This window comes from Candidatus Palauibacter australiensis (assembly GCA_026705295.1).
GTDB lineage: Bacteria > Gemmatimonadota > Gemmatimonadetes > Palauibacterales > Palauibacteraceae > Palauibacter > Palauibacter australiensis.
The window spans coordinates 1-19,707 of record JAPPBA010000068.1 but is presented as its reverse complement, the minus strand read 5'-3'; the positions used below and the strand labels follow the sequence as shown (position 1 = coordinate 19,707).

General features: G+C 67.9%; 27 protein-coding genes. 17 read left to right on the top strand and 10 right to left on the bottom strand.

Annotation, left to right across the window (positions count from 1 at the left end; all coding sequences use genetic code 11):
• The first annotated feature begins 29 nt into the window (after positions 1-29).
• The 4 genes from OXN85_04855 (at position 30) to OXN85_04840 (ending at position 3,557) form a co-directional block, all read left to right on the top strand.
• Entirely contained in the window at positions 30-641 is a 612-nt protein-coding gene (locus tag OXN85_04855) for an adenylate kinase (protein ID MCY3599287.1), read from the top strand.
• Between the two features lie 64 nt (positions 642-705).
• Positions 706-2,331 carry a benzoate-CoA ligase family protein gene (locus OXN85_04850; protein ID MCY3599286.1) on the top strand — a complete coding sequence of 542 codons (1,626 nt, stop codon included), beginning with the start codon at positions 706-708 and terminating at the stop codon, positions 2,329-2,331.
• A gap of 88 nt (positions 2,332-2,419) precedes the next feature.
• On the top strand, positions 2,420-3,133 hold the full coding sequence (locus OXN85_04845; GenBank protein ID MCY3599285.1) for an outer membrane beta-barrel protein: 714 nt from the start codon (positions 2,420-2,422) through the stop codon (positions 3,131-3,133).
• Positions 3,123-3,557 (top strand): hypothetical protein, encoded by a 435-nt coding sequence (locus tag OXN85_04840; protein MCY3599284.1) that lies wholly within the window; start codon positions 3,123-3,125, stop codon positions 3,555-3,557. The genes OXN85_04845 and OXN85_04840 overlap by 11 nt, the downstream gene beginning before the upstream one ends.
• Here the strand turns inward: OXN85_04840 and OXN85_04835 are convergent.
• Positions 3,512-4,072: a hypothetical protein gene (locus OXN85_04835; protein MCY3599283.1), complete on the bottom strand. Its 561-nt coding sequence runs from the start codon at positions 4,070-4,072 to the stop codon at positions 3,512-3,514. The two genes, OXN85_04840 and OXN85_04835, sit on opposite strands and share 46 nt — an antisense overlap.
• Positions 4,073-4,258: 186 nt before the next feature.
• Here OXN85_04835 and OXN85_04830 point away from each other — a divergent pair, with 186 nt between their 5' ends.
• Positions 4,259-5,341 carry a hypothetical protein gene (locus tag OXN85_04830; GenBank protein ID MCY3599282.1) on the top strand — a complete coding sequence of 361 codons (1,083 nt, stop codon included), beginning with the start codon at positions 4,259-4,261 and terminating at the stop codon, positions 5,339-5,341.
• Positions 5,342-5,493: 152 nt separating this feature from the next.
• On the top strand, positions 5,494-5,721 hold the full coding sequence (locus OXN85_04825) for a DUF433 domain-containing protein (GenBank protein MCY3599281.1): 228 nt from the start codon (positions 5,494-5,496) through the stop codon (positions 5,719-5,721).
• 95 nt (positions 5,722-5,816) lie between these two features.
• Here OXN85_04825 and OXN85_04820 read toward each other — a convergent pair whose 3' ends face one another.
• Entirely contained in the window at positions 5,817-6,656 is an 840-nt protein-coding gene (locus OXN85_04820) for an SAM-dependent methyltransferase (GenBank protein ID MCY3599280.1), read from the bottom strand.
• A 212-nt stretch (positions 6,657-6,868) separates the two neighbouring features.
• Between OXN85_04820 and OXN85_04815 the strand changes: the two genes are divergently transcribed.
• Positions 6,869-7,642 carry an outer membrane beta-barrel protein gene (locus OXN85_04815; protein MCY3599279.1) on the top strand — a complete coding sequence of 258 codons (774 nt, stop codon included), beginning with the start codon at positions 6,869-6,871 and terminating at the stop codon, positions 7,640-7,642.
• Complete coding sequence (locus OXN85_04810; GenBank protein ID MCY3599278.1) at positions 7,642-8,751, top strand: hypothetical protein; 1,110 nt, start codon at positions 7,642-7,644, stop codon at positions 8,749-8,751. The genes OXN85_04815 and OXN85_04810 overlap by 1 nt, the downstream gene beginning before the upstream one ends.
• A gap of 52 nt (positions 8,752-8,803) precedes the next feature.
• Here OXN85_04810 and OXN85_04805 read toward each other — a convergent pair whose 3' ends face one another.
• Positions 8,804-9,244 carry an SRPBCC domain-containing protein gene (locus tag OXN85_04805; GenBank protein MCY3599277.1) on the bottom strand — a complete coding sequence of 147 codons (441 nt, stop codon included), beginning with the start codon at positions 9,242-9,244 and terminating at the stop codon, positions 8,804-8,806.
• On the bottom strand, positions 9,241-9,573 hold the full coding sequence (locus tag OXN85_04800; GenBank protein MCY3599276.1) for a metalloregulator ArsR/SmtB family transcription factor: 333 nt from the start codon (positions 9,571-9,573) through the stop codon (positions 9,241-9,243). Before OXN85_04800 ends, OXN85_04805 begins: the two co-directional genes overlap by 4 nt.
• A 202-nt stretch (positions 9,574-9,775) precedes the next feature.
• Here OXN85_04800 and OXN85_04795 point away from each other — a divergent pair, with 202 nt between their 5' ends.
• A complete protein-coding gene (locus OXN85_04795) occupies positions 9,776-10,210 on the top strand; it encodes a hypothetical protein (protein ID MCY3599275.1) in 435 nt (144 codons plus the stop codon).
• Here the strand turns inward: OXN85_04795 and OXN85_04790 are convergent, their stop codons facing one another.
• The 3 genes from OXN85_04790 to OXN85_04780 form a co-directional block, all read right to left on the bottom strand.
• Positions 10,211-10,474 carry a hypothetical protein gene (locus tag OXN85_04790; GenBank protein MCY3599274.1) on the bottom strand — a complete coding sequence of 88 codons (264 nt, stop codon included), beginning with the start codon at positions 10,472-10,474 and terminating at the stop codon, positions 10,211-10,213.
• A gap of 31 nt (positions 10,475-10,505) precedes the next feature.
• Positions 10,506-11,147, bottom strand: a complete 642-nt coding sequence (locus OXN85_04785; GenBank protein MCY3599273.1) for a hypothetical protein — start codon at positions 11,145-11,147, stop codon at positions 10,506-10,508.
• A 328-nt stretch (positions 11,148-11,475) separates the two neighbouring features.
• Positions 11,476-12,084 (bottom strand): TetR/AcrR family transcriptional regulator, encoded by a 609-nt coding sequence (locus OXN85_04780; protein MCY3599272.1) that lies wholly within the window; start codon positions 12,082-12,084, stop codon positions 11,476-11,478.
• A 113-nt stretch (positions 12,085-12,197) separates the two neighbouring features.
• On the opposite strand from OXN85_04780, the gene OXN85_04775 reads away from it, so the two are divergent.
• The 3 genes from OXN85_04775 to OXN85_04765 all read left to right on the top strand — a co-directional run bounded on the left by OXN85_04775 (position 12,198) and on the right by OXN85_04765 (position 14,029).
• Positions 12,198-12,842 carry a DUF5671 domain-containing protein gene (locus OXN85_04775; GenBank protein ID MCY3599271.1) on the top strand — a complete coding sequence of 215 codons (645 nt, stop codon included), beginning with the start codon at positions 12,198-12,200 and terminating at the stop codon, positions 12,840-12,842.
• On the top strand, positions 12,839-13,339 hold the full coding sequence (locus OXN85_04770; GenBank protein ID MCY3599270.1) for a hypothetical protein: 501 nt from the start codon (positions 12,839-12,841) through the stop codon (positions 13,337-13,339). The genes OXN85_04775 and OXN85_04770 overlap by 4 nt, the downstream gene beginning before the upstream one ends.
• A 120-nt stretch (positions 13,340-13,459) precedes the next feature.
• Complete coding sequence (locus OXN85_04765; protein ID MCY3599269.1) at positions 13,460-14,029, top strand: thioredoxin family protein; 570 nt, start codon at positions 13,460-13,462, stop codon at positions 14,027-14,029.
• A 4-nt stretch (positions 14,030-14,033) separates the two neighbouring features.
• On the opposite strand, the gene OXN85_04760 is transcribed toward OXN85_04765, so the two are convergent.
• Positions 14,034-15,629 carry a M81 family metallopeptidase gene (locus tag OXN85_04760; protein ID MCY3599268.1) on the bottom strand — a complete coding sequence of 532 codons (1,596 nt, stop codon included), beginning with the start codon at positions 15,627-15,629 and terminating at the stop codon, positions 14,034-14,036.
• Positions 15,630-15,845: 216 nt separating this feature from the next.
• On the opposite strand from OXN85_04760, the gene OXN85_04755 reads away from it, so the two are divergent.
• The 5 genes from OXN85_04755 to OXN85_04735 all read left to right on the top strand — a co-directional run bounded on the left by OXN85_04755 (position 15,846) and on the right by OXN85_04735 (position 18,255).
• Positions 15,846-16,427 carry a hypothetical protein gene (locus tag OXN85_04755; GenBank protein MCY3599267.1) on the top strand — a complete coding sequence of 194 codons (582 nt, stop codon included), beginning with the start codon at positions 15,846-15,848 and terminating at the stop codon, positions 16,425-16,427.
• 300 nt (positions 16,428-16,727) lie between these two features.
• Positions 16,728-16,925: a type II toxin-antitoxin system HicB family antitoxin gene (locus OXN85_04750; protein MCY3599266.1), complete on the top strand. Its 198-nt coding sequence runs from the start codon at positions 16,728-16,730 to the stop codon at positions 16,923-16,925.
• A 68-nt stretch (positions 16,926-16,993) separates the two neighbouring features.
• The gene (locus OXN85_04745; protein ID MCY3599265.1) at positions 16,994-17,221 is read left to right on the top strand and encodes a DUF433 domain-containing protein; all 228 of its coding nucleotides are present in this window, start codon (positions 16,994-16,996) and stop codon (positions 17,219-17,221) included.
• Complete coding sequence (locus tag OXN85_04740; GenBank protein MCY3599264.1) at positions 17,218-17,535, top strand: hypothetical protein; 318 nt, start codon at positions 17,218-17,220, stop codon at positions 17,533-17,535. Before OXN85_04745 ends, OXN85_04740 begins: the two co-directional genes overlap by 4 nt.
• Positions 17,536-17,721: 186 nt before the next feature.
• The gene (locus tag OXN85_04735) at positions 17,722-18,255 is read left to right on the top strand and encodes a hypothetical protein (GenBank protein MCY3599263.1); all 534 of its coding nucleotides are present in this window, start codon (positions 17,722-17,724) and stop codon (positions 18,253-18,255) included.
• A 70-nt stretch (positions 18,256-18,325) separates the two neighbouring features.
• Here the strand turns inward: OXN85_04735 and OXN85_04730 are convergent, their stop codons facing one another.
• Positions 18,326-19,060: a DUF429 domain-containing protein gene (locus OXN85_04730; protein ID MCY3599262.1), complete on the bottom strand. Its 735-nt coding sequence runs from the start codon at positions 19,058-19,060 to the stop codon at positions 18,326-18,328.
• 52 nt (positions 19,061-19,112) lie between these two features.
• Positions 19,113-19,400 (bottom strand): hypothetical protein, encoded by a 288-nt coding sequence (locus OXN85_04725; protein MCY3599261.1) that lies wholly within the window; start codon positions 19,398-19,400, stop codon positions 19,113-19,115.
• Positions 19,401-19,707: the final 307 nt, after the last annotated feature.

Sequence of the window (19,707 nt, the reverse complement as noted above, 5' to 3'; positions counted from 1 at the left end):
CCGGCGCGCTCCACCGTAGACTGCCGACCATGATCCGCCGAGTTCATGGTAGTCGAATCGCGCCGGACGCCGAGATCGGCGACCGCGTGCAGGTGGTGGGCAACAGCGGGTCGGGGAAGAGCACGCTCGGGGCGCGGCTGGCGGAGGCGATGGGTGCGCCGTTCGTGGAACTGGACGCGCTCAACTGGCTGCCGGGCTGGGTCGGGCTGAACCAGACGGACCCCGACAGGTTCGAGCGCCGAATCCGAGACGCGACCCGGGGGGAACGCTGGGTCGTCGCGGGTTCCTACGAGAAGTTCTCCCGGCGGGTGCTGTGGCCGCGCCTCGATACCGTCGTTTGGCTCGACCTGCCGCTGCCGCTCCTCGTGGGGCGCTTCCTCCGCCGCTCGTGGCGACGCTCGCGATCCGGGGAACTGGTTTGGGGTACGAACCGGGAGTGGTTCTGGCGCCACCTCCTGGTCTGGCGGCACGACTCGCTCCTCGCCTGGATCATCACGCAGCACAGGCGCAAGCGGCGAAACATGCTCGCGTGCATGTCGGACCCGCGCTGGGCGCAAATCCGGTTCGTGCGCCTCGCGTCACCCCGCGAAGTCGAGGCCTTCGCCGCAGCCGTATTTTCCGTTTGGTCTGACCAAATGTAAAATACGATTATGGTTTGGCGTCCCATCCGGTTGGTCCCTGCTCCACTGTAGCGGTTAGCCGCCGATGCGAATCGACCGTTCGGTGGTCCCCGCGCGTCTCCGGTATGGGGAGACGTTCAACGCGGCCTCTTGGTACATCGACCGGCATGTGGCCGAGGGGCGGGGCGAGAAGGTCGCCGTCGCGCAGGCCGGGGTGTCGGTCACGTACGCGGAACTGGCGGGGCGGGTGGCGCAGGCGGGGAACGCGCTCCTCGGGCTCGGGCTCGCGCCGGGCGACCGGGTGCTCATGGTCGTGAAGGACGGTCCCGAGTTCTTCTTTTTCTTCTGGGGGGCGATCAAGGCGGGGATCGTGCCCGTGCCCGTGAGCTACCTCATGCGGGCGCGGGATCTCGCGTTCATCATCGCCGACTCGGAGTGCCGGGCCGTCGTCTACTCGCCGGAGTTCGCGGCCGAGGTCGTGCCGGGGCTGGCGGCGGCGCGCACGGGCGCCCGCGGGCTCGCGCTCGAAGCGGAGGGCGGGGTGCTCGACGACGTCGCTGCGGCCCCTCCGGAGCTGGAGGCGGCGACCACGAGGCCCGACGACGTGGCGTTCTGGCTCTACTCCTCGGGCACCACGGGCCGTCCCAAGGGGGTGCCGCACCGCCACCGCGACATGCCGGCGACCTGCGAGCACTACGCCGTGGGGATCCTGGGGCTGGGAGAGGACGACCGTTGCTACTCCGCGGCGAAGCTCTTCTTCGCCTACGGGCTCGGGAACGCGATGACCTTTCCGCTGTGGGTGGGAGGTACCGCCATCCTCGACGAGCGGCGGCCGACGCCCGCGACGACGTTCGAGACGATCGAAACGCTTCGCCCGACGGCGTATTTCGGCGTGCCGACGCTGTACGCGGCCCAGCTGCAGACGCTGGACCAGGCCGGCGCGGGGGGCGGCGGCCCAGCTCGCGGCGGCGCGGCGGGGCAGGGCGGTCCCCATCTGAGTTCGCTCCGGCTCTGCGTCTCGGCCGGCGAGGCGCTGCCCCCCGACCTCTTCCGCCGCTGGAAGGCGGCGACGGGGCTCGAGATCCTGGACGGGATCGGCTCCACCGAGGCGCTCCACATCTTCATCTCCAACGCCCCGGGCGACGTGAAGCCCGGAAGCACGGGCCGCGTCGTCCCCGGCTACGAGGCGCGGATCGTGGACGAAGACGGCGCCGAGGCGGGGCCCGGCGAGGCGGGGCAACTCGAGATCCGCGGCGACTCGACGACCCCCGGTTACTGGAACCGTCCCGAACTCGAGGGACGAACGATCGTCGACGGCTGGCTCCGTACGGGAGACCAGTACGTGCGCGACGCCGACGGCTGGTTCCACTACCAGGGCCGCGCCGACGACATGATCAAGGTGGGCGGGATCTGGTGCTCTCCGTTCGACATCGAGGCCCGCCTCGTGGAACATCCCTCGGTGCTGGAGGCGGCGGTCGTGGGCCGCGAGGACGACCACGGCCTGGTGAAGCCGGAGGCGCACGTCGTGCTGTCGGAGCCGCTCCGGGAGACGGCGGGCGCGCCATCGGCCGCCGACGCGCTGCGGGCCGAACTCGTCGCGCATTGCCAGGAGGCCCTCCCGCGCTACATGTACCCCCGGTGGATCCGCTTCGCGGCGGAGTTGCCGAAGACCGCCACGGGGAAGATCCAGCGCTTCCGCCTGCGCCCATAGCGCCTCCTGCGGTGACCCGGCGCACGGAGCAGTCGTCAACCAGGGTGGACCCGCTCGACCGGATCACGTCCGCAGAGAAGGAGTCTTCGTGTCCGTTCTGACAACGTCGCTCGCCGTCACCCTTCTCACTTCGCTGGCGGCCGCGCCGCTCGCCGCGCAGACGACCATCGGCCTCAGGGGAGGCATCAGCACCGCAACCCTGTCCCGGGATGCGCCGCCGGTGGAACGGGGGGAAGTAAACAGATCCCGATTCGGGGCCGTATCGGGGATCGACGTCGGGATCCCCCTGAGCGGTACCGTGGATCTCCGGGTCGGCATGGGGCTGGCCCAGAAGGGCGGCGGCGCGGACACACCGACGTCGGTCACCGCGAGCAGAGCGTTCGTCGTGGCGACCGCCGAGTTGGACTACGTGCAGTTTTCCGCACTCTTCCGCGCGAGTGCCGACGCCGAGCGCGGGCTTCTCAACGTCGGCGTCCTCGCCGGGCCCTACGTGGCCCTGAACCATTCGTGCAAAATCGCGGTGACGACACGCTACTCTCCGCCCGGATCGGGGCAGCAGCAGCCCTCCAGTCAGTCTCCGGCTTGGAGAAGGGAAGCGTCCTGCCTCAAGGAAGGGGGCACCGACTTCACGTCCACCGATCTCGGATTGGCCTTCGGGGCGGGGGCCGAAGTAAGACTGGGCGAGTCACTCGGCCTAGCACTGGACGTGATCTATGCGATGGGCCTCTCCCGTATCGACGACGACGGAACCAGAAACCGTCACTTGGCCCTGCAGAGCGGGATCGTGTTCGTTGTCGGGTGAACGTCGTTTCGCGCTCCCGGCGGTTCTCGCCATCGCCCTGCTCTCGAGCGGGTGCTCGATGCTCTTCATGACGAGACCGCCCCGGGCCCCCGGACCGGTGGCACAGGGCGACTGCACCCGCAGCATCGCCGCGCCGATCATCGACGGCGTCGTCGGCTTGGGCCACCTCGGCCAGGCCGCGGGAATCTGGGGAGAATCGCGCGCCTCGTTCGACACGGACGAGGCCTACGACCGGAACCGCATCGGCTCCGCCATCATTGCGGGCGCGTTCGCCGTCTCCGCGGTCCACGGCCTCAAGTGGAGCAGCGAGTGCCGCCGCCGCACCGTGCTCAGCGAGCAGGCGATCCGCGACCACCTCCGCGCCGTCTCAGGGCCGGGTCAGGGCCACAGCCAGCCGAAGGCGCCGCCGGTCAGGAGGCCGTAGACGACGCCGTCGAACATGCTGCGGGCCGTCGCGGGCCAGCCCTGGAACATCCAGATCGCGTTCTGGGCGTGGGCGAGCGCGTATCCCATGACGGCGGCGGTCGAGGCGACCTTGAAGACCGACATGTACTCAGCGCCCGGTCCGAGCCCGAGGCCGGTGACGTACGCCGCGAGCAGACTCACGACGAGGCAGTAGACGAACCACTGCACGAGCTGGCTGCTCCGCATGAGCGGATGGCCGGGGGGCAGCACCGTCATGAACGCGACCGGGCCCCGCTTCACCTTCTCCTGGAACGCCTCGCTCATGAGGACCTCGCGGGACGCGGCGTGCGGGACGGAATAGGTCCCGCCGGGAATCTCGAAGCCGCGCAGGGCGTCCATGACGCCGTCCTCATCCGGGAGCGCGCGGTAGTCGTGCCGGTGGTAGTTGAGGACCATGTGGATGACGCAGCTCGCGACAAACACGAGCACGCCGGAGACCAGGATGGGCAGCCACAGACTGAACACGGAAACCATCGATTCGCTCCCTTGCCGGGGGTGAGCGGGACCTTCCCCTGTCGGATCTCATGATCGGCGATCCAACCGGACGGTGACAAGAAGAGGAACGCCGGTCGGCGGCGCCTTCGGGGGACGGCGCCGGCCTCTGGGGCGCCTCGGCGAAATCTCGCGGAAGCTTGACGGACGTTCCCGCGGGAACGTCTCGTGGCAACTTCAGCCTGGCGCCTGACGGCCGACGCCGAGCGCGTGTACAAGGACGAGCGTGTGTACAAGACCTGCATCTTCTGCAAGAAGCCCCTCGACTCCAACGAGGTGGTAGAGGAGTTCCCGGTCGGACGGAGGCTCGCCTTCGACTCGGCGAAGGGGCGGCTCTGGGTGGTGTGCAGGAAGTGCCACCGGTGGAACCTGACCCCGCTCGAGGAGCGCTGGGAGGCAATCGAGACCTGCGAGCGCATCTTCCGCGACACGCGCACCCGCGCCTCGACCGGCAACATCGGCATTGCACGCCACCGGGAAGGCCTGGACCTGGTGCGGATCGGGAAGCCGCCGCGGCGTGAGTTCGCCGCCTGGCGGTACGGCGACCAGTTCGGCACGCGCATGCGCCGTGCCGGTCTCGGCACCGCCGCCGGCCTGGGGGGCGGGTGGTTGCTGGCTGGTCTGCAGCTCTCCTTGCCGGTCGCGGCCGCGTGGGGGGTCGCCGCTTGGTGGCCGATCGTCGCATGGGCCTACCTCCGCCCGATGGCCAGGGTCCGGGTCGGCGGAAAGCCCGGCGAGGACGGCGTCGTCACTCCCAAGAACGTCGCGAAGTTCAGACTCCTCGACCTTGCGTCCATTCGCATATTGCCGGACGATGCCGACCTGGGCTTCGGCGTCGAGATCAAGCGCTCGGGGCGGAAGGCCTGGTTCGCAGGCGAAGACGCCCGCCGGGTGGCAGCCGCCATCGTCCCCCACCTGAACGGATGGGGCGGTTCCCGCTCCGCCGTCCAAAGGGCCGTGGCAGAAATCGAATCCAGCGGCCACCCCAGCCGGTTCCTCGCCGACGTGGCCAACCGGGCTCGTGTTGGCAGGCTCAGCCGGAGGGGACGGATCCGCAGCATGTCCAAGCCCACCCGCCTCGCGCTCGAAATGTCCCTTCACGAAGAGCAGGAGCGCCGCGCGCTCGAGGGTGAACTCTGGTTACTGGAACAGGCGTGGAAGGAGGCGGAAGAGATCGCGGCCATCGCCGACCGTCTCCTCCTCCCCGCGCGCACCGACGAGTTCTTCGACCGCCACGGAACCCGTGACTGATGCGGCAATGAGCCCCATCGTCCTCGGCGGGGTACACGACCTGCGACCCGTGCGACCCCGACGCTGACGATTCCGGCTAGTCGCGTCGATGCTACCTTTGAAGGATCGGGTGTTGTGGAGCCGGCCCCTGGGCTTGGAAGCGAGGTGCCCTGATGCCGAATTGGAAGGAATGTGACGCCGTGGAGCGTGATCCGCGGAAGGTCAGCGGAGCTTGGGTATTTTCGGGCACACGGGTTCCGTTGAGCGCCCTGTTCGAGAACCTGCGGGCGGGTGCCTCGATCGAGCAGTTTCTCGACTGGTTTCAGGGGGTGGAGCGCTGGCAGGTCGAGTCCGTCCTCGACCACGAAGTGGAAGCGCTGGCGGGCGTCGGTGGTCAGTGAAGATCGACGAGATCCGCTCGGCCGTGCACACGATGCAACAAGGCCAGTTCAGAGAAGTCGAAGTGTGATCGTGTGGTCCGAATCAGGCAGATAGCCTACCGCCGTTCCAGGATGCAGTAGCGGTATAGTTTCAGCGTTTCGCGCCAGTCTTCGGGGTATTCGGCGACCATCTCGCCCAGGCCGTATTCTTCCGCCAGTTCCGCGAACGTGCCGGACTCGGCCACCTCGAACGGTGCCTGCTTCTCGAACACCGTCAGGTCGGGGAAGCCGGTGGGGAACGAGGCTTGCATCGCCCGTTCCACGCCCTCGAGCCGCCTGCGGTCCTCGTCGGAGTCGAAGTCGCGGCGCTGCAGGTCCACCGAGAAGTAGTCGAAGGCGATGCGGAACGACGGCATCGCGTCGGCGAGCCGGTTCAGGAACGGCAGGATGCTCTCGGGGGGCAGGTACATCGTGTTGCCCTCCCAGACCATCAGCGTGGGCGCCGCGGGGTCGAAGCCGAGATCGGCCAGGCCGCCGGGAACATCGGCCTCCAGGTAGTTGACGTAGAGCGACGGCGGCTGTTCGATGCCGTTGTCCGCCAGGACGTGGCGCTTGAATTCGAGGACCGCCTTCTGATCCACCTCGAAGAAGGCGACGCCCATGTCATGGTAGTGGTGCGCGCGCATGTCGAAGCCGCCCCCGAGCAGCACGACCTGCCGGGCCCCGTCCACGATCCCCTGCTCCACGAACCGGTTGAAGTAGCGGGTGCGGAAGCGGACCATGGTGGTCGAGGGCGGGAACGCCGCGTCCACTTGCCGGGCGGCCGTGCGCGCCCGGTCGTTCGAGAACCACGGGGCGTAGGGGTCGTTGAAGAGCGGCCGCGGCTTCTCGGGCTCAAGCGCCCGGATGGAGGCGATGACGAAGGCGGTCGCACCGATTTCGTTAATGTCGATCATGGGTCGGAGACCTGGGATGTGTGGGAGTGATGAAGGATGCGGTCGAAGGGACTTCAAGCCGTCTTCATACATAATACGAAGGCGGGAAGACGCCTCAACAGCGCGCCGGTTGATGATCGGAGGTGAACCGGGGAGAATGGGGAGGGGAAGGGCCGCCCCATCGGGTCCGTGGGTGGCTGCCAGCGTACGCCATTCGCATGGAGGGAGACGCCATGTCCGCAGGACGTTATTCCGCGCAAGCCGCCATCCAAGCCCTGGCTCTGGGTCTCGCCCTGGCGGCCGCGCCTCTCACGGCGCAGACGACCATCGGGTTGAGGGGAGGCCTCGGTTCCGCAACCCTGTCCCGGGAGGGGGCGCCGACGCGAGGCGGGGCCGCGTTCGACGAGCCCAGAGGCGGGATCGTGGTGGGGGTCGACGCGGGGGTTCCGCTGAGCGGCGGCTTGGGCGTGCGCATCGGCTTGGGACTGGTCCAGAAGGGCGGCGCCGCGGAGGTCCCGCCGTCAATCACGGCGAGCCGGTCGCTCACCGAGGCGATCGCCGAGATGGACTACCTGCAGTTCTCCGCGCTCCTCCGCGCGGGCAGTGACGCCGAAGGGGGGGCTCTCAGCTTCGGCTTCCTCGCCGGGCCCTACGTCGGCTTCAACCTCTCGTGCCAGGTGGCGGTGATGTCCGTCGATCCCGGGCCCCTCCGCCCCGAGGTCCCGCCGGGGATACCCAACCGCGTCGGCGCGCGAGGGGCCGGGGGCGCCGGGCGCACGGCGAGCGCGCAGGACACGGAAGTGGCGTGCGGGGAGGGCGGAGTGAGCGCGGTCAAGTCAACCGACTTCGGACTCGCCATCGGTGGCGGGTTCCAGGTGAGAATGACCGATTCGCTCGGCTTGGCGTTCGAGGTCATCTACGCCCGGGGCCTGGCCGAAATCGACGACGAAGGGAAGAAGACCGGCCACGTGGCCTTCCAGGGCGGCCTCGTGTTCGCGATCGGGTGATGCGACCCGCGCGGGGGATCGCGATCGCTACCGTGCTCGCAGCCGCCTGCGGCGAGCCGAGCGATTCCGCTTCGCCCTACGTGCGGCTCGATCCGTATGCCTCCGTCGTGTCCCCTCCGAGCCAGCGCGACGAGGTCGTCCTGCTGGAGGGTGGCACGGCGTGCGTCGTCGAGACGTATTGGTACCGCGTCGTCTGTACCCATCCCGCTGGCGACTCGTTCACGTTCGGCACAGAAGGTGAAGGGCCGGGCGAGTTCACGGATCTGGACGATATTCTGCGCGGACCGGCGGGAACGGTCGGCGTAGTGGACGGACGGCTGAACCGTGTGTCCCTGTTCTCGCCGTCCGGCCAGTTCATGGCCTCCACGCCCGGGCTTCCGACCTTCCTGAGCTACAGCGATCCCTCCGCCGTAGGGGGGACGATGACCGCCCGCTATATGAGGCTCGATCCGGGTACCGGCTCTTCCTCCGCACAAGCGGAAATCGACGTCGCCACGGGCGATGTGATATGGGAACGGACGCTCCCGGACGAGGCGGATGTCGTGGATTGCTCGACCTCGTGGCCCGGCCGGGGTCGCCCTCGGCTCGGGGCAGGGTACTCCGATGGAAGCGGCGGTCTTCTCTTCGTCACGTGCTTCGGCGAGTTCCTCGTCTGGTATGCCGACCGGGACGCGGACGATCCCACGACCATCGTGCGGTCGACGTACGTCGAGCGGTATCCGTCCGACGAGGATGTGGCGGCGCTAATGGGGTGGCTGAATTCACAGCCGGCGGGCGGGTTCCGTCCGTTCTCCAGCGAGGAGGAAATCCGGGAGCGACCCAAAGTCTGGTACGGCGCCCGGGTGGTGGATGATGCACGTCGATTCTGGGCCGTGTCGCACTGGAATTCGGTGGACGATGTGATCCCCGCCCTCAGCTACATCGACATGTTCCGACTCACCGAGCAGGGCCCCCAGTATGCCCTGACTTTGCAGGTAGCGGACAAGGTCGTGGCGATGGATGTCCTGGGGAACACGCTCGCGGTCCTGGTGCAGCGCGACGTCGGCGGCGTGATCCCGGAGCGCCGCGTGAACTGGTACGACGTGACTCAGGTAACCGCCCAGCGCTGATAGCCCTGAACAGGCGGCAGGTCCGACTACCGGTTGGGTCCGGGCCGGGGGATCAAGCGAACAGGAGTTCCAGGGCCTCCAGGCATCCGGCCCAGCCGCCGCGGGGGCCTTCCGTGTCCTCCGCCGTCGGGAAGCCCTCGTGAGTGAGGACGATTCGCGTCGCCTCCCCCTCGGGTAGAAACTCGACCGTCACCAGGGTTTCCCCGACCCAGTCCTCCGCCTCTTCCAGGTCCCACGTGTAGACGAGCCGCCGAGGGAAATCGACCTCCCGGTACGTGCCGAACACTTGGTAGATCTTCCCTCCCTCCACCTCCATGCGAAGCGTGAACGCCCCGCCTTCGACAAGATCGCGCTCGTAGCCGAGGATCCTGCCGCCGCGCGGGCCGTGCCAGCGCACCACCAGCTTCGGGTCGGTCCAGGCCCGGAACACCGTCTCGGGGGCGGCCGCGATCACTCTCGAGAGGCGGACCGTCCGTGCAGGATCGATCGTCATGCGGATTCTCCTGACTCGAAATAGGAGGCCAGCGCGTCGAGCTCGGCCTCCCAGAACTCCCGGTATGTCGCGACCCAGTCCGCGGCTTCCCGCATCGGTCGGGCGTCGAGCGCACAGCGGCTCGTGCGTCCGTCGCGCGTCCGGTCGACAAGCCCCGCCCGCTCCAGCACCCGCAGGTGTTTCGAGATCGCCGGCCGCGACACGTCGAACGGCGCCGCCAGTTCGCCGACCGTCGCTTCTCCCTCGGAGAGGCGCGCCAGGATCGCCCGCCGGGTCGGATCGGACAGCGCCCGGAAGGTCGCGTCCAGCTGTCGAGAAAAGGTAACCATATGGTTACGAATAAAACGCTCACCACGTTCCGTCAAGCCCGAGGGGTGGATCGCGCCTCTGCAGGGGTCTATGGTGGAAGTCAGCAGTGCGTCCCCCACGGACGCTGCGGCTGACGAGCCTCTATCACGTGAGCGGGTAGAGGCTGGTCATGAAACGAACCCTCTGTGCGCTTCGGCGAGGGGCGCCGGATCAAGGAGATCGATGTTCAGATACGCAGCCGTGGTGCTCTTGCTCGTGGGGTGCGGCGAGTCGTCCGCGCCGCCCGAGCCGCCTCCGCCCGAGCCGCTCCCCCCGCGGGACAACATCACCGGCACCTACGAGGGCCAGTTGGGGGCCTGGGGGTTCAGAATCCGGCTGACCGACGACGACGGGGCGCTGTCCGGCTCCTACGCCATCCGCACGAGTACCACCGGAGAGTTCGAGAACTCCGGGACGCTCGCGGGATCGGCGACGCAGCGGCCCAACCAGGCCCTGACACAGGATGTCTCGCTCACATTGGCGGGGACCCTCGTCGGAACCTTCACCGGCGCCGCAACGGGGCGGTCGAGGCTGGCCGGAACGATCGAGTACCAACCGGGGGACGGGAGCGGCGGGCTGCAGAGGCTCGAGATCACGCTCACCCGGTCCGGCTTCTAGCTAGCCCAGCTTTCCGGCGATCGTGAGGACCGTGCCGGCCAGGTCCTCGATATTGTCGACGATGCGGGTGACCTTCTCGTTCCGCGAGCCTGCTCCGTTCACGATCTCCATCAGCTCCGCCAGCCGCTGCTTGTCGTCGTGGGTCGGGAACAGCTCCTCGATCTCGCGGTCGGTCATCGTGGTGAGTGACGAGATATCGCCGGCCAGTTGACGGTCGGTCTCCTCGGCCGCCTCCGCGGCGATCTTGCTCCAGTCCAGGCCCATGGGGCGTTCTCCCGTGCCGTGGGTCAGCGGGTCAGCTGCCCGCAATCGTGGTCTTGATCTCTTCGAGCTTTTCCAGGTACTCGGTGGCCTCGCCGGCGCCCGATACCAGGCGCGACACGGCGGTGTCGACGCCATCGATCACGCCGGACACCCGGTCCTCCGTCACACCCGTCGCCTCGAGAAAGCGATCGCGGTTCTCGGCGACCTCGGCCGCGGACCAGAGAAAGCTGGTGAGGGTGTTGTTGATCGCCGCCGCCTCGTCATAGGCCCGCTTGATGCTCCGGCCGACCTGACGCTCCAGCGCGTCGAGCGGCGCCACGAGTTCGAGACGCTTCTCGTTGATCTGCACCTGAAGGGCGGGGCCGGCATCGACCAGAAACTGGACGCGGTCCGCCTCGCTCCCGTCCTCGACGATGCGACGCCACTCGGCGGCCACCTGCGGGTTGCCGAAGATGTTCCGGGCGAACCGCGGCACCCATTTCTCGGCGAGAAAGCGGTCGATATCCCGACGCTTGAGGTCGAAGTACCGCTCCAGGAGCGTGATGTTGGCGTTCTCCAGCGCCTTGATCCGTTGACCGAGGGTCTGCGACAGCTCCGGCGCCTCGCTCGGAATGCTCGCGCACCCGCACACGACCAACGTCAAGAGGCCCAGCAGGGCAGAACGGGTCCTCATCGCTACACGCCTCCTTGGTTGCCTGAACCGGCCGGAACACGGAATCGCGTCCGTCGACCCCGCGGCACGCGGCGCGCCGGGGACTCCTGTACAACGCATCCCGACCGCCGATTGCGACGGGTGCCGGCCGATGGCACATGAAAGCTCGGGTCCGATAGATTTCGTCCTCGTCGATCCATCGTGAGGCACCGCGGCCCGCCCCCCCAGCCAACCCCCGGTACATGAGCAGATCATCCAGCGACCGCTCCGAGTGCAGCGCGTAGCCGTAGCGCACCAACCATGGCCGACTGGAAGGAGGTCCACGGTGGGACGCCTACGCGTACGGCCTCTAGCGGTTGGCGCGCATTCCGTCGAGGAGGGTGGAGGTGGTTTGGCGGATCAGGGCGTCGACGTCCACGGCGGTGAGGATCTGGCCCTCGATCAGGAGTGACGCGAGGCCGTGTACGGCGCCCCATGCGACGTAGGCCTGGAGGTGCGGGTCCTCTCGCCTGATCGTGCCGCTCTCCTGGTATGACTGGACGATGCGGACGAGCTCGTCGAACAGGGCGTTCGCGGTCTCGCGGAGTTCGGGGTGGTCCTCGCGGGTGATCGCTTCCTTTCCGTACATCAGGCGGTAGTGCCCCGGGTTTTCGAGCGCGAACCGCACGTACACCCGGCCGACCTCCGGAAGGTGCTCGATCCCCGCGTCCGGGGCTCCCGCGCCCACCGCCTCCAGGCGGTCTCGGAGACGGTCGAAACCGGCGGCGGCGACCGCGACCAGGAGCGCGGACTTGTCCTCGAAGTGGCGATAGGCGGCGGACCGCGATACGCCGAGGCGCCGGCCGATCTCGCGCATCGTCACGCTTGAGGTCCCTCCCTCGTCGATCATCGCGGCGGCTTCGGCGAGCAGTGCCGCCCGCAGGTCTCCGTGATGATACGCGGTGCTTTCCCGGGTCATGCGGCCAAGGTATCCGTCTCGGGTTGATCAGCAATGTTGACATCGTCAACGTGGCCCACTAAGTTGACGGCGTCAACAAGCTCGGATCGACCACTCGAAGGAGGGAAGGGAAGATGGCCGGCAACGAGGAGATTACCGGATTCCTGAAGGCGGGCCTGGAGCGAAGCCTGCCCCGTGAGCAACTCAAGGGGGTGCTTCTCGAGGCGGGCTGGCCGCGGGACCAGGTCCGACGCGCCCTGGACGGTTTCGCCGATGTCGCGTTTCCGATTCCCGTCCCGCGTCCCGCCCCGTACCTGTCCGCTCGCGAGGCCTTCGTCTACCTCGTTCTCTTCGGCACGCTGTACGGGAGCGCGATCAGCTTCGGGAGCCTCCTGTTCGCGTTCATCCACCAGGCGTTTCCCGATCCTTCCCTGGCCCCCGCGGCCGCACTCGAGATGGCGCGGGAAGAGATCCGGTGGTCGATCTCCTTCCTCGTCGCGACGTTTCCCGTCTTCGCCTTCGTCTTCTGGACGAACGATCGCGCGGTCCGGAAGGACCCGGGCCGGCGGCTGTCGCGCGTTCGGCAATCGCTGACGTACCTGTCCCTCTTCGTGGGCGCGGCCACGCTCATCGGCGTCGTCACGAGCATCGTCTACAACCTTCTTGGCGGCGAACTCACGGTCCGGTTCGCCCTGAAGGTCCTCACGGTCGGCACGATCACCGGCTCGCTGTTCGGGTACTTCCTCCGCGACGTGCGCAGGGAGGAGGCGGCGGCATGAAGCGCTCGACGCGATCCATCGTGCTGGGCGTCTCGGGAGCCGCCGTGGCCGCGGCGGTGGCGCTCGGAATCGGTTTTCTGGGATCTCCCGCCGAGGAGCGCGAGCGCCGGATCGACGACCGGCGACTCGCCGACCTGCACGAAATCACGGCGGCTGCCGATCTCTACTGGACGCGACACGGGCGGCTTCCGGCCTCGCTGGACGACCTGGCGGCCGAGCCCGGCCTGAACATCAGCACCCGCGACCCCACCCGCTCGGAGCTGTACGAGTACCGGGCGCTCGACGACGGCCGCTACGAGGTGTGCGCCACCTTCGCGACGGATTCCGGGGGGGCAACGGGAAGCTCTTCGATCGTTCAGAGGAGCTGTCAGGGCTGCCACGGCCCGGGCTCGCCCATTGCGGCCCGCCTCGACGATCCGGTGGCCGCGCACGTCGCGTTTCGGGACGTGTGGGCGCACGGCGCGGGGCGGCACTGCTTCCAGAGGCGCGTTCGGTGAGGCGCCGGCCGGGCTGCCGGCCCCCGCCCCTTCGCATAGCTTCGTGCATGCCGAGCGGGACGCGGCTCTTCGAGATCGTCGAACTGGATACGTTCAACCTCTGCGGATGGGGATGACCTAATGGTGCTCACGCCTTCGACCATGGTGGAGCTGGGAACGCCGGCGCCGGACTTTCGCCTGCCCGATCCGTCCGGTCGGGAATGGGCGCTGTCCGATGTGGTCGGGGAGGGCGGGCTGCTCGTCGCCTTCATCTGCAACCACTGCCCGTACGTGATACACCTGCGCCACGGGCTGGCCGAGTTCGCGCGCGACTACCAGGCTCGCGGGCTGGGCGTGGTCGGGATCAATGCCAACGACGTGGCCACCCATCCGGCGGACTCGCCGGAGCGCATGGCGGAGGAGGTCGAGCAGGTGGGGTACACCTTCCCGTACCTCTTCAACGAGTCGCAGGAGGTGGCGAAGGCGTACGGCGCGGCCTGCACGCCCGACTTCTTTCTGTACGATGGCGACGGCAGGCTGGTGTACAGGGGCCAGTTCGATGGCTCCCGCCCGAACAGCGGGGTCCGGGTGACCGGCGAGGATCTGCGCGCGGCGGCGGACGCCCTGCTGGAGGGGCGAGCGCCGCTGGCCGCGCAGACCGCGAGCATCGGGTGCAACATCAAGTGGAAGCCGGGGAACGAGCCGGCATAGTTCCTCACCGCCGGTTCTCGGGCACTCCGAACGGGTAGAGGCCGCTGAGGTCCACATGCTCGTAGGGCAGCGCGTCGAGGAAGACGGTGCCCACGAAAGGCCCGGGCGCCTCCACAACCAGAACGGTGGGCGCGTAGCCGGTTTCGTCGAAGCCGCGGCGGAAGTGGATCCGTGACTTGACGACGAAGACATCGTAGTCGGCCGGGTCGATGGTCCCGAAGCGGAATTCGTCCGGGTAGAGGACCTGTTCGTAGGCGGGGGTGAGGAAGACGACATTGCCGTCGCCGAAGGAGATGGCGGCGATGCGGTCGTAGCCGAAGCCTTCCCCGAAGTACTCCAGCGTGCCGGTGACGCGATGGGGGGAGCCGCCGGAGGGGGTGAAGCCGCCGATCTCCTGATCGAACGGGTCGCCGGGCCGGGCGTCGGCCGCCGCGAGGGCGTCGAGGGTGGCGGGGGAGGTGATCGTGCCGTAGAGCACCCTGCCGATGCCGGCCGCCTCGAAGGCGCTCAGGATGTGTGTGGCATCGCCGGGGCGGTCGCTGTAGTCGCCGACCGCGACGGGGGTCTCGCCGCGTGAGATGGCGCCCGCGACGGTCCGGGCGGCCTCGGTGGGGCCGGGGAAGCTGCCGAGCGCGAAGTCCTCGCGGACGCGCCACATGAAGTCGTCCATGTCGTCGGCGATCCGGTCCGCGAGCGCCTGGTCCCCGTTGGTCATGACCTGGATGGTGGCGCCCACGTCGGGCACGTCCGACCAGGGATAGCCGAAGAAGACGCTCACGTAGGCGTCGTGCTCGCGCGCCTCCCAGCGCCGCGCGCGCTCCATGATGTCCATCGCGGGAGACTGGCCGGTCCACTGCAGCACGGTGGCGGTGATGACGCCGGGTTTGCGGGTGGCGGTCGTGGGCTCGTATTCGCCCCGCGCGGCGAGCCGCAGGGCGCGGGCCGCGCGTTCTCCCTGGATGTACGAGTCGTAGTGGGGGAAGCGCTTGGTTACGAAGGAGAAGTCGGCGTGCTCGAGGAACTCGCCGTCCTCGTTGCCGTGGAGGTCGAAGGTCGCGGCGATCGGGACGTCCGGGCCGACGAGCTCCCGGAACCGGCGGGCGATCTCGGCTTCGGGGCGGGGGACGTCCCGCACGGCCATCGCCCCGTGCAGCGCGAGAAAGACCCCGTCGACCGGCAGCTGCGCCTCCAGTTCGGCCAGCATGGCGTCGAGGAAATGCTCGAAGGTCTCCCGCGTGTTCCAGCTGCGCGACGAGCCCCCGAAGACGCCGAGCGGCGAGGTGAGCGGCACGAGGTCGATGTCCCCGAGCTCGCCGGCCCGTTGGACGAAGCCGCCGATGTAGTCGCCGGCGCCGAGCAGCGCGTCCCCGGAAACCGGCTCGCTGAAGCGAAGCCAGTCATCGACTTCGGTGTCGCCGCCGGGGCAGAAGGTGCAGGTCTCGTGCTGGTAGCTGGCGACGGCGAAACGGAGCGGGGCCACGTCGCCCCCCGAGGGAGAACCGCAGCCGAGGAGGGTTGCGGCAAGTGCCGCGGTGGCCGACAGCGCCCCTCCACGCGGCGATCCGGGGGTCCGTTTCGATCCTTCACGTTCCGTTGTCATTCTCCCGTCCCTCGTCTGTAGCCACCCTCGTTGTCGCCACCGGTGAAGCCGTGGCGGAGTATGGGGAAGAAGCGGTCCAGCGGCCACTCGATCCACCCTCTCTAGCTGCTGCTTCCAGATGTTTCTTCGGGTCGCACACGTCGCTGCGCCGGCCCGCCGATGAGGTTGACGTGGCGGGGGATCGCGTTCGATCCTGCGAGTACTCCGGGGGGATCCATGACCGAACGTTCGAAGCGCATCCCGTCGCTGGTCCTGCCGGTTGCCGGCCTCGGGCTTACCACATTCTTCACAATGGCCATGGCGACCGCCGGAGCCGCGGCGCTCTGGATCATTCTCTTCGGCCTCCTGATGGGCGCCCTCGCCAGCCAGATCTCTCAGCTGGAAGTGAAGAGCTACCTGGACGCTCAAAGCGAGGAGTCGGACCGCCTCCCGGGGCGTTTCCGACTCGTGTTCGTGATGGGCGTTCTCTTCGGGATCGCGGGAATGACCGTGATCGTCGTGTCGGACGCGGTCGGTGGGCTCGCATTGCTGCTTTTCGTGCTCGCCCTCCTGATGGCCGGACGCATCAGCAGGAGCCTTCGCCAGGCCCTGACGAGCGGGCTGAGCACGGATTCGGAGTCCGCGGAGGAAGGTGAAGACCCTCAGTCCCGGCCCGACTTCATGTCGCCATTGGCGGCGATCGGCGATACGACGCGTAAGCAGCTGGTCAACCTGGCATGGCTCGTGCTCGGGTTCGCGGTGGGGGCGGGCCTTGCACTGCTGTCCGCGGTCGCGGTCGACGCCCAGTTGGGTGGATAAGCGAATCGCCTTGCAACCCGATCCCACGTCGCGGTTGCAAGGCGATTTTCGCTATCGGGCGGGGCGGCAGAGTGGCAGGGGGTGGAGGTCGCCTGTCCCATCGCATCCCCTTCGGCCGTCTTGCGCTTGAGTTTACGCCCTGGCCGCGGAAATCGCCGAGAACACCGTAACGCTCGAGCGTCGCCTCGCCAGCGACTCGGAGACCCCGAGGCTGGGGCGGTGATGGAGGTCCGCTGACGATGGCGAAAAACCTGACCGAGGCTAGATTGAATCGTTCGCTGACGGCCCTGGAGGTGGAAGATGAAATACCGGGTAGCGCTTCAAGAGTCCGAAGAGGGATTCTCCGTCTGGGTTCCTGGCCTACCGGGTTGTGCGTCCCAGGGGACGACCGAGGAGGAAGCCTTGGCGAACATCGCGGAGGCAGTCCGCGAGTACCTGGACGTGGCGGTCGAGAACGCCGCTGGCATGGTGATCCGCGAGATCGAGGTCGCCGTATAGGCCGTGCCGAGGATTCCCGGTGTCAACCACCTCCGAGCGGTGCGGGAGTCAAGAAACGAGGTGCCCACATGTCGAGCTGGAAAGAATGTGACGCGGTTGAGCGTGATCCGCGGAAGGTCAGCGGCGCCTGGGTCTTCGCGGGGACCCGAGTCCCGGTCAGTGCCCTGTTCGAGAACCTGCGGGCGGGGGCTTCGATTGAGCAGTTTCTTGACTGGTTCCAGGGCGTGGAGCGCTGGCATGTCGAGTCCGTCCTCGACCACGAAGTGAAAGCGCTGGCGGGCGCCGGTGGTCAGTGAAGATCCTGTTCGACCAGGGCACTCCAGTGCCGCTGAGGCGGCACCTTGAGGGCCACCGCGTGGATACCGCCTACGAGCGCGGGTGGTCCGGACTTCGAAACAGCGCCCTGCTGGACAGAGCCGAAGAGCACGGCTACGACCTCCTGATCACGACCGACCAGAGCCTCCGGCACCAACAGGATCTCTCGGCCCGCGCGGTGGCGGTGCTCGTCCTGCAGTCTACGGCTTGGCCGCGCATTCGAGAGCGGATTGACGAAATCCGCTCGGCAGTCAGCGAGATGCAGCGAGGCCAGTTCAGGGAAATCTCTGTGTAGACGCGTCCCTCGGGGGGATGCGTCGCCAGCCCGAAAGGCTTGCAGGTGATGTCGGAAGAAAGTTCCAAGGGAGCGCAGGCAGGGGATGGAGGTCGTCTGACCCAACGCATCCCCTTCGGTCGTCTTGCGCTTGAGTTCGTGGTGATCGTGGTCGGCGTTCTCGTTGCCCTCGGTTTCGATCAATGGATGACGAACGTCGACCACCGCCGACTCGTCAACGAGACGCTTTACGCCCTGGCCGCGGAAATCGCCGAGAACACCGTGGCGCTCGAGCGTCGCATGGCCTATCACGACCGGATCCTGCCGGGGCTTGTCGAGAATCAGCGGGCTGCCGAAGGGGGCGAGCGCCAGAGGATCTCGATCAGCGGAGCACTGCCGGAAGGGCTCGGCCTCACGCCGCTGAGGAGTACGGCGTGGGAGTTGGCCAGCGTGACCGAAGCCGTGCGGCACTTCGATTTGCCGATTCTCTCCACGCTCTCCCTCACGTACGCCATTCAGGAATCGCTCCACGAGTACGACCGGATCGTTTCGGCCGGGATCATCCAACCTCAGTTCTTCGCGGCCACGGACCAGCCCGGCGCGGTCATCTACCTCGGCGTCATGTTAAGCGACGTTCGGGCACGGGAAGACGAGCTTGGGCGGTTCTACGCCGAGACGCTGCGGCATGTGCGCCAGCGACTAGGAGACCCCGAGGCTGGCGCGGTGATGGAGGTCCGCTGACGTAAGATGTTGAGGGAGCGAGCAGCCGCGCTTCGTCACCGGTTCTCCGCTAGGCAAGGGCTCGGCGCAGTCACGCGAGTTGCCCGAGGCTTCCGGTTCGCGGTAGCGCGATCCATCCCTCCTCCTTGGCCAGCTCGCGGTCGCTGGGCGGAATCGGCTCGCAGCAGCCCTTGGAGGCCGCTCTGGCCACGAGGGCCGCGACGAGCGCATCGAGCATGTCGTCGGAGGCCTTGCACCGGGCCCAATACTCTTCGGAGAGATTGAGCCAGTCCGCGGTTCGCTCGGCGAGATCGCTTACGAGCCGGGCCCGAACCGCCGCCCCCTTGGTGCGCTTGTAGCCGCGCGAGGGGAAGCCCCATACGTGGAGGGCGGCTGCGGGGTAGACTTCAACGAAGCGGCCGCCGCCGCTCCGGTCGATGGTTTCACCAGCGGCGGCCACCTCCGCGAGCAGGCGGACGGCTCGCATGGCGGGCACCGCGATGAGATCCGACGAGACGCTCAGCGGCCATCGACCCAGCCGCTCCCTCACGAACTCATCAGTTCGTCGAAACCGAAGCTGGGGAACGTCGGCGGAAGGCCAGACCGTCTCTGCCGAGTAGGCGGCGATGGCCCGGGTGAAGGGCGCGGGCCAGCCGAAGGGGGCGTCGATGCCGATCTTGTCCGCACGCCCGAACAGCTCATGCAGGTTGGCGTCCGTCGCGCCCAGCGATAGCGCCTCGATGCGCGCCGACCCGCGATCCCAACGGATCAGGCAGGTGGCCGTTCGCTTCGGTTGCGAGGCGAGATCGATCCCCAGCGTGACCATTGATTCAGACGCGGATAGGGGATCCACTGCAGTTCGCCGCCGGCTGCCGATCTTACCGCGACGCGGACGGCCGAGGGAACAGGTCCAGCGGGTTGCGCAGAATGGCGTCGGCCTGATCCTCCACGTCGGCCAGGCGGTCGCGCACCGACTCCGCCACATCGCGGATGCCGTCGAGTTCCGTGTCGATCGCGACGTGAATCGCTTCCAGCTCCGACCGGACGGTCTGGACGGCTCCGCGTACGCTGCTCGTCACCCACCACGCCGACCCGATGATCGTGACGATCAGGGCCAGGGGAACGATGAGGTTGCTCTTGTTCAACGCGCTCGTGCTCGATGCCATGTCTGCCCTCCTATTCTCTCGGGTCGATAGGCTTTTGGCTCTGAAATCGGCCCGACCAAGCGGTCAGGAAGCGCCGGACGTCGATCGGCCCGTCGTGCAGGCTGAGAGGATTCCTCACGTCAAACCACCGGGCCGCCCAACAACTACTCGTCATCGTCTGAGATGAACTGGCTGATGAGTTCAATGACAGCCAAGACGAGGGCGGGCGTGGCGGTGTTCATACCAAGAGCGGCTGCGGTCGCAACAACGACTGCCATGATGGCCATGGCTTTGTTCCTGTTCATCCCCTCCTTCAAGATACGAGGAG

Bases quoted from the DNA above. Each gene is read 5' to 3' on its own strand.
- OXN85_04800 (MCY3599276.1), bottom strand. From the start codon at position 9,573: ATGGTTACCTTTTCTCGACAGCTGGACGCGACCTTCCGGGCGCTGTCC.
- OXN85_04760 (MCY3599268.1), bottom strand. From the start codon at position 15,629: ATGACAACGGAACGTGAAGGATCGAAACGGACCCCCGGATCGCCGCGT.
- OXN85_04855 (MCY3599287.1), top strand. From the start codon at position 30: ATGATCCGCCGAGTTCATGGTAGTCGAATCGCGCCGGACGCCGAGATC.
- OXN85_04750 (MCY3599266.1), top strand. From the start codon at position 16,728: ATGAAATACCGGGTAGCGCTTCAAGAGTCCGAAGAGGGATTCTCCGTC.
- OXN85_04835 (MCY3599283.1), bottom strand. From the start codon at position 4,072: ATGGTTTCCGTGTTCAGTCTGTGGCTGCCCATCCTGGTCTCCGGCGTG.
- OXN85_04790 (MCY3599274.1), bottom strand. From the start codon at position 10,474: ATGGGCCTGGACTGGAGCAAGATCGCCGCGGAGGCGGCCGAGGAGACC.
- OXN85_04775 (MCY3599271.1), top strand. From the start codon at position 12,198: ATGGCCGGCAACGAGGAGATTACCGGATTCCTGAAGGCGGGCCTGGAG.
- OXN85_04825 (MCY3599281.1), top strand. From the start codon at position 5,494: ATGCCGAATTGGAAGGAATGTGACGCCGTGGAGCGTGATCCGCGGAAG.
- OXN85_04850 (MCY3599286.1), top strand. From the start codon at position 706: ATGCGAATCGACCGTTCGGTGGTCCCCGCGCGTCTCCGGTATGGGGAG.
- OXN85_04785 (MCY3599273.1), bottom strand. From the start codon at position 11,147: ATGAGGACCCGTTCTGCCCTGCTGGGCCTCTTGACGTTGGTCGTGTGC.
- OXN85_04780 (MCY3599272.1), bottom strand. From the start codon at position 12,084: ATGACCCGGGAAAGCACCGCGTATCATCACGGAGACCTGCGGGCGGCA.
- OXN85_04795 (MCY3599275.1), top strand. From the start codon at position 9,776: ATGTTCAGATACGCAGCCGTGGTGCTCTTGCTCGTGGGGTGCGGCGAG.
- OXN85_04725 (MCY3599261.1), bottom strand. From the start codon at position 19,400: ATGGCATCGAGCACGAGCGCGTTGAACAAGAGCAACCTCATCGTTCCC.
- OXN85_04730 (MCY3599262.1), bottom strand. From the start codon at position 19,060: ATGGTCACGCTGGGGATCGATCTCGCCTCGCAACCGAAGCGAACGGCC.
- OXN85_04805 (MCY3599277.1), bottom strand. From the start codon at position 9,244: ATGACGATCGATCCTGCACGGACGGTCCGCCTCTCGAGAGTGATCGCG.
- OXN85_04815 (MCY3599279.1), top strand. From the start codon at position 6,869: ATGTCCGCAGGACGTTATTCCGCGCAAGCCGCCATCCAAGCCCTGGCT.
- OXN85_04755 (MCY3599267.1), top strand. From the start codon at position 15,846: ATGACCGAACGTTCGAAGCGCATCCCGTCGCTGGTCCTGCCGGTTGCC.
- OXN85_04770 (MCY3599270.1), top strand. From the start codon at position 12,839: ATGAAGCGCTCGACGCGATCCATCGTGCTGGGCGTCTCGGGAGCCGCC.
- OXN85_04810 (MCY3599278.1), top strand. From the start codon at position 7,642: ATGCGACCCGCGCGGGGGATCGCGATCGCTACCGTGCTCGCAGCCGCC.
- OXN85_04735 (MCY3599263.1), top strand. From the start codon at position 17,722: ATGACGAACGTCGACCACCGCCGACTCGTCAACGAGACGCTTTACGCC.
- OXN85_04745 (MCY3599265.1), top strand. From the start codon at position 16,994: ATGTCGAGCTGGAAAGAATGTGACGCGGTTGAGCGTGATCCGCGGAAG.
- OXN85_04820 (MCY3599280.1), bottom strand. From the start codon at position 6,656: ATGATCGACATTAACGAAATCGGTGCGACCGCCTTCGTCATCGCCTCC.
- OXN85_04765 (MCY3599269.1), top strand. From the start codon at position 13,460: ATGGTGCTCACGCCTTCGACCATGGTGGAGCTGGGAACGCCGGCGCCG.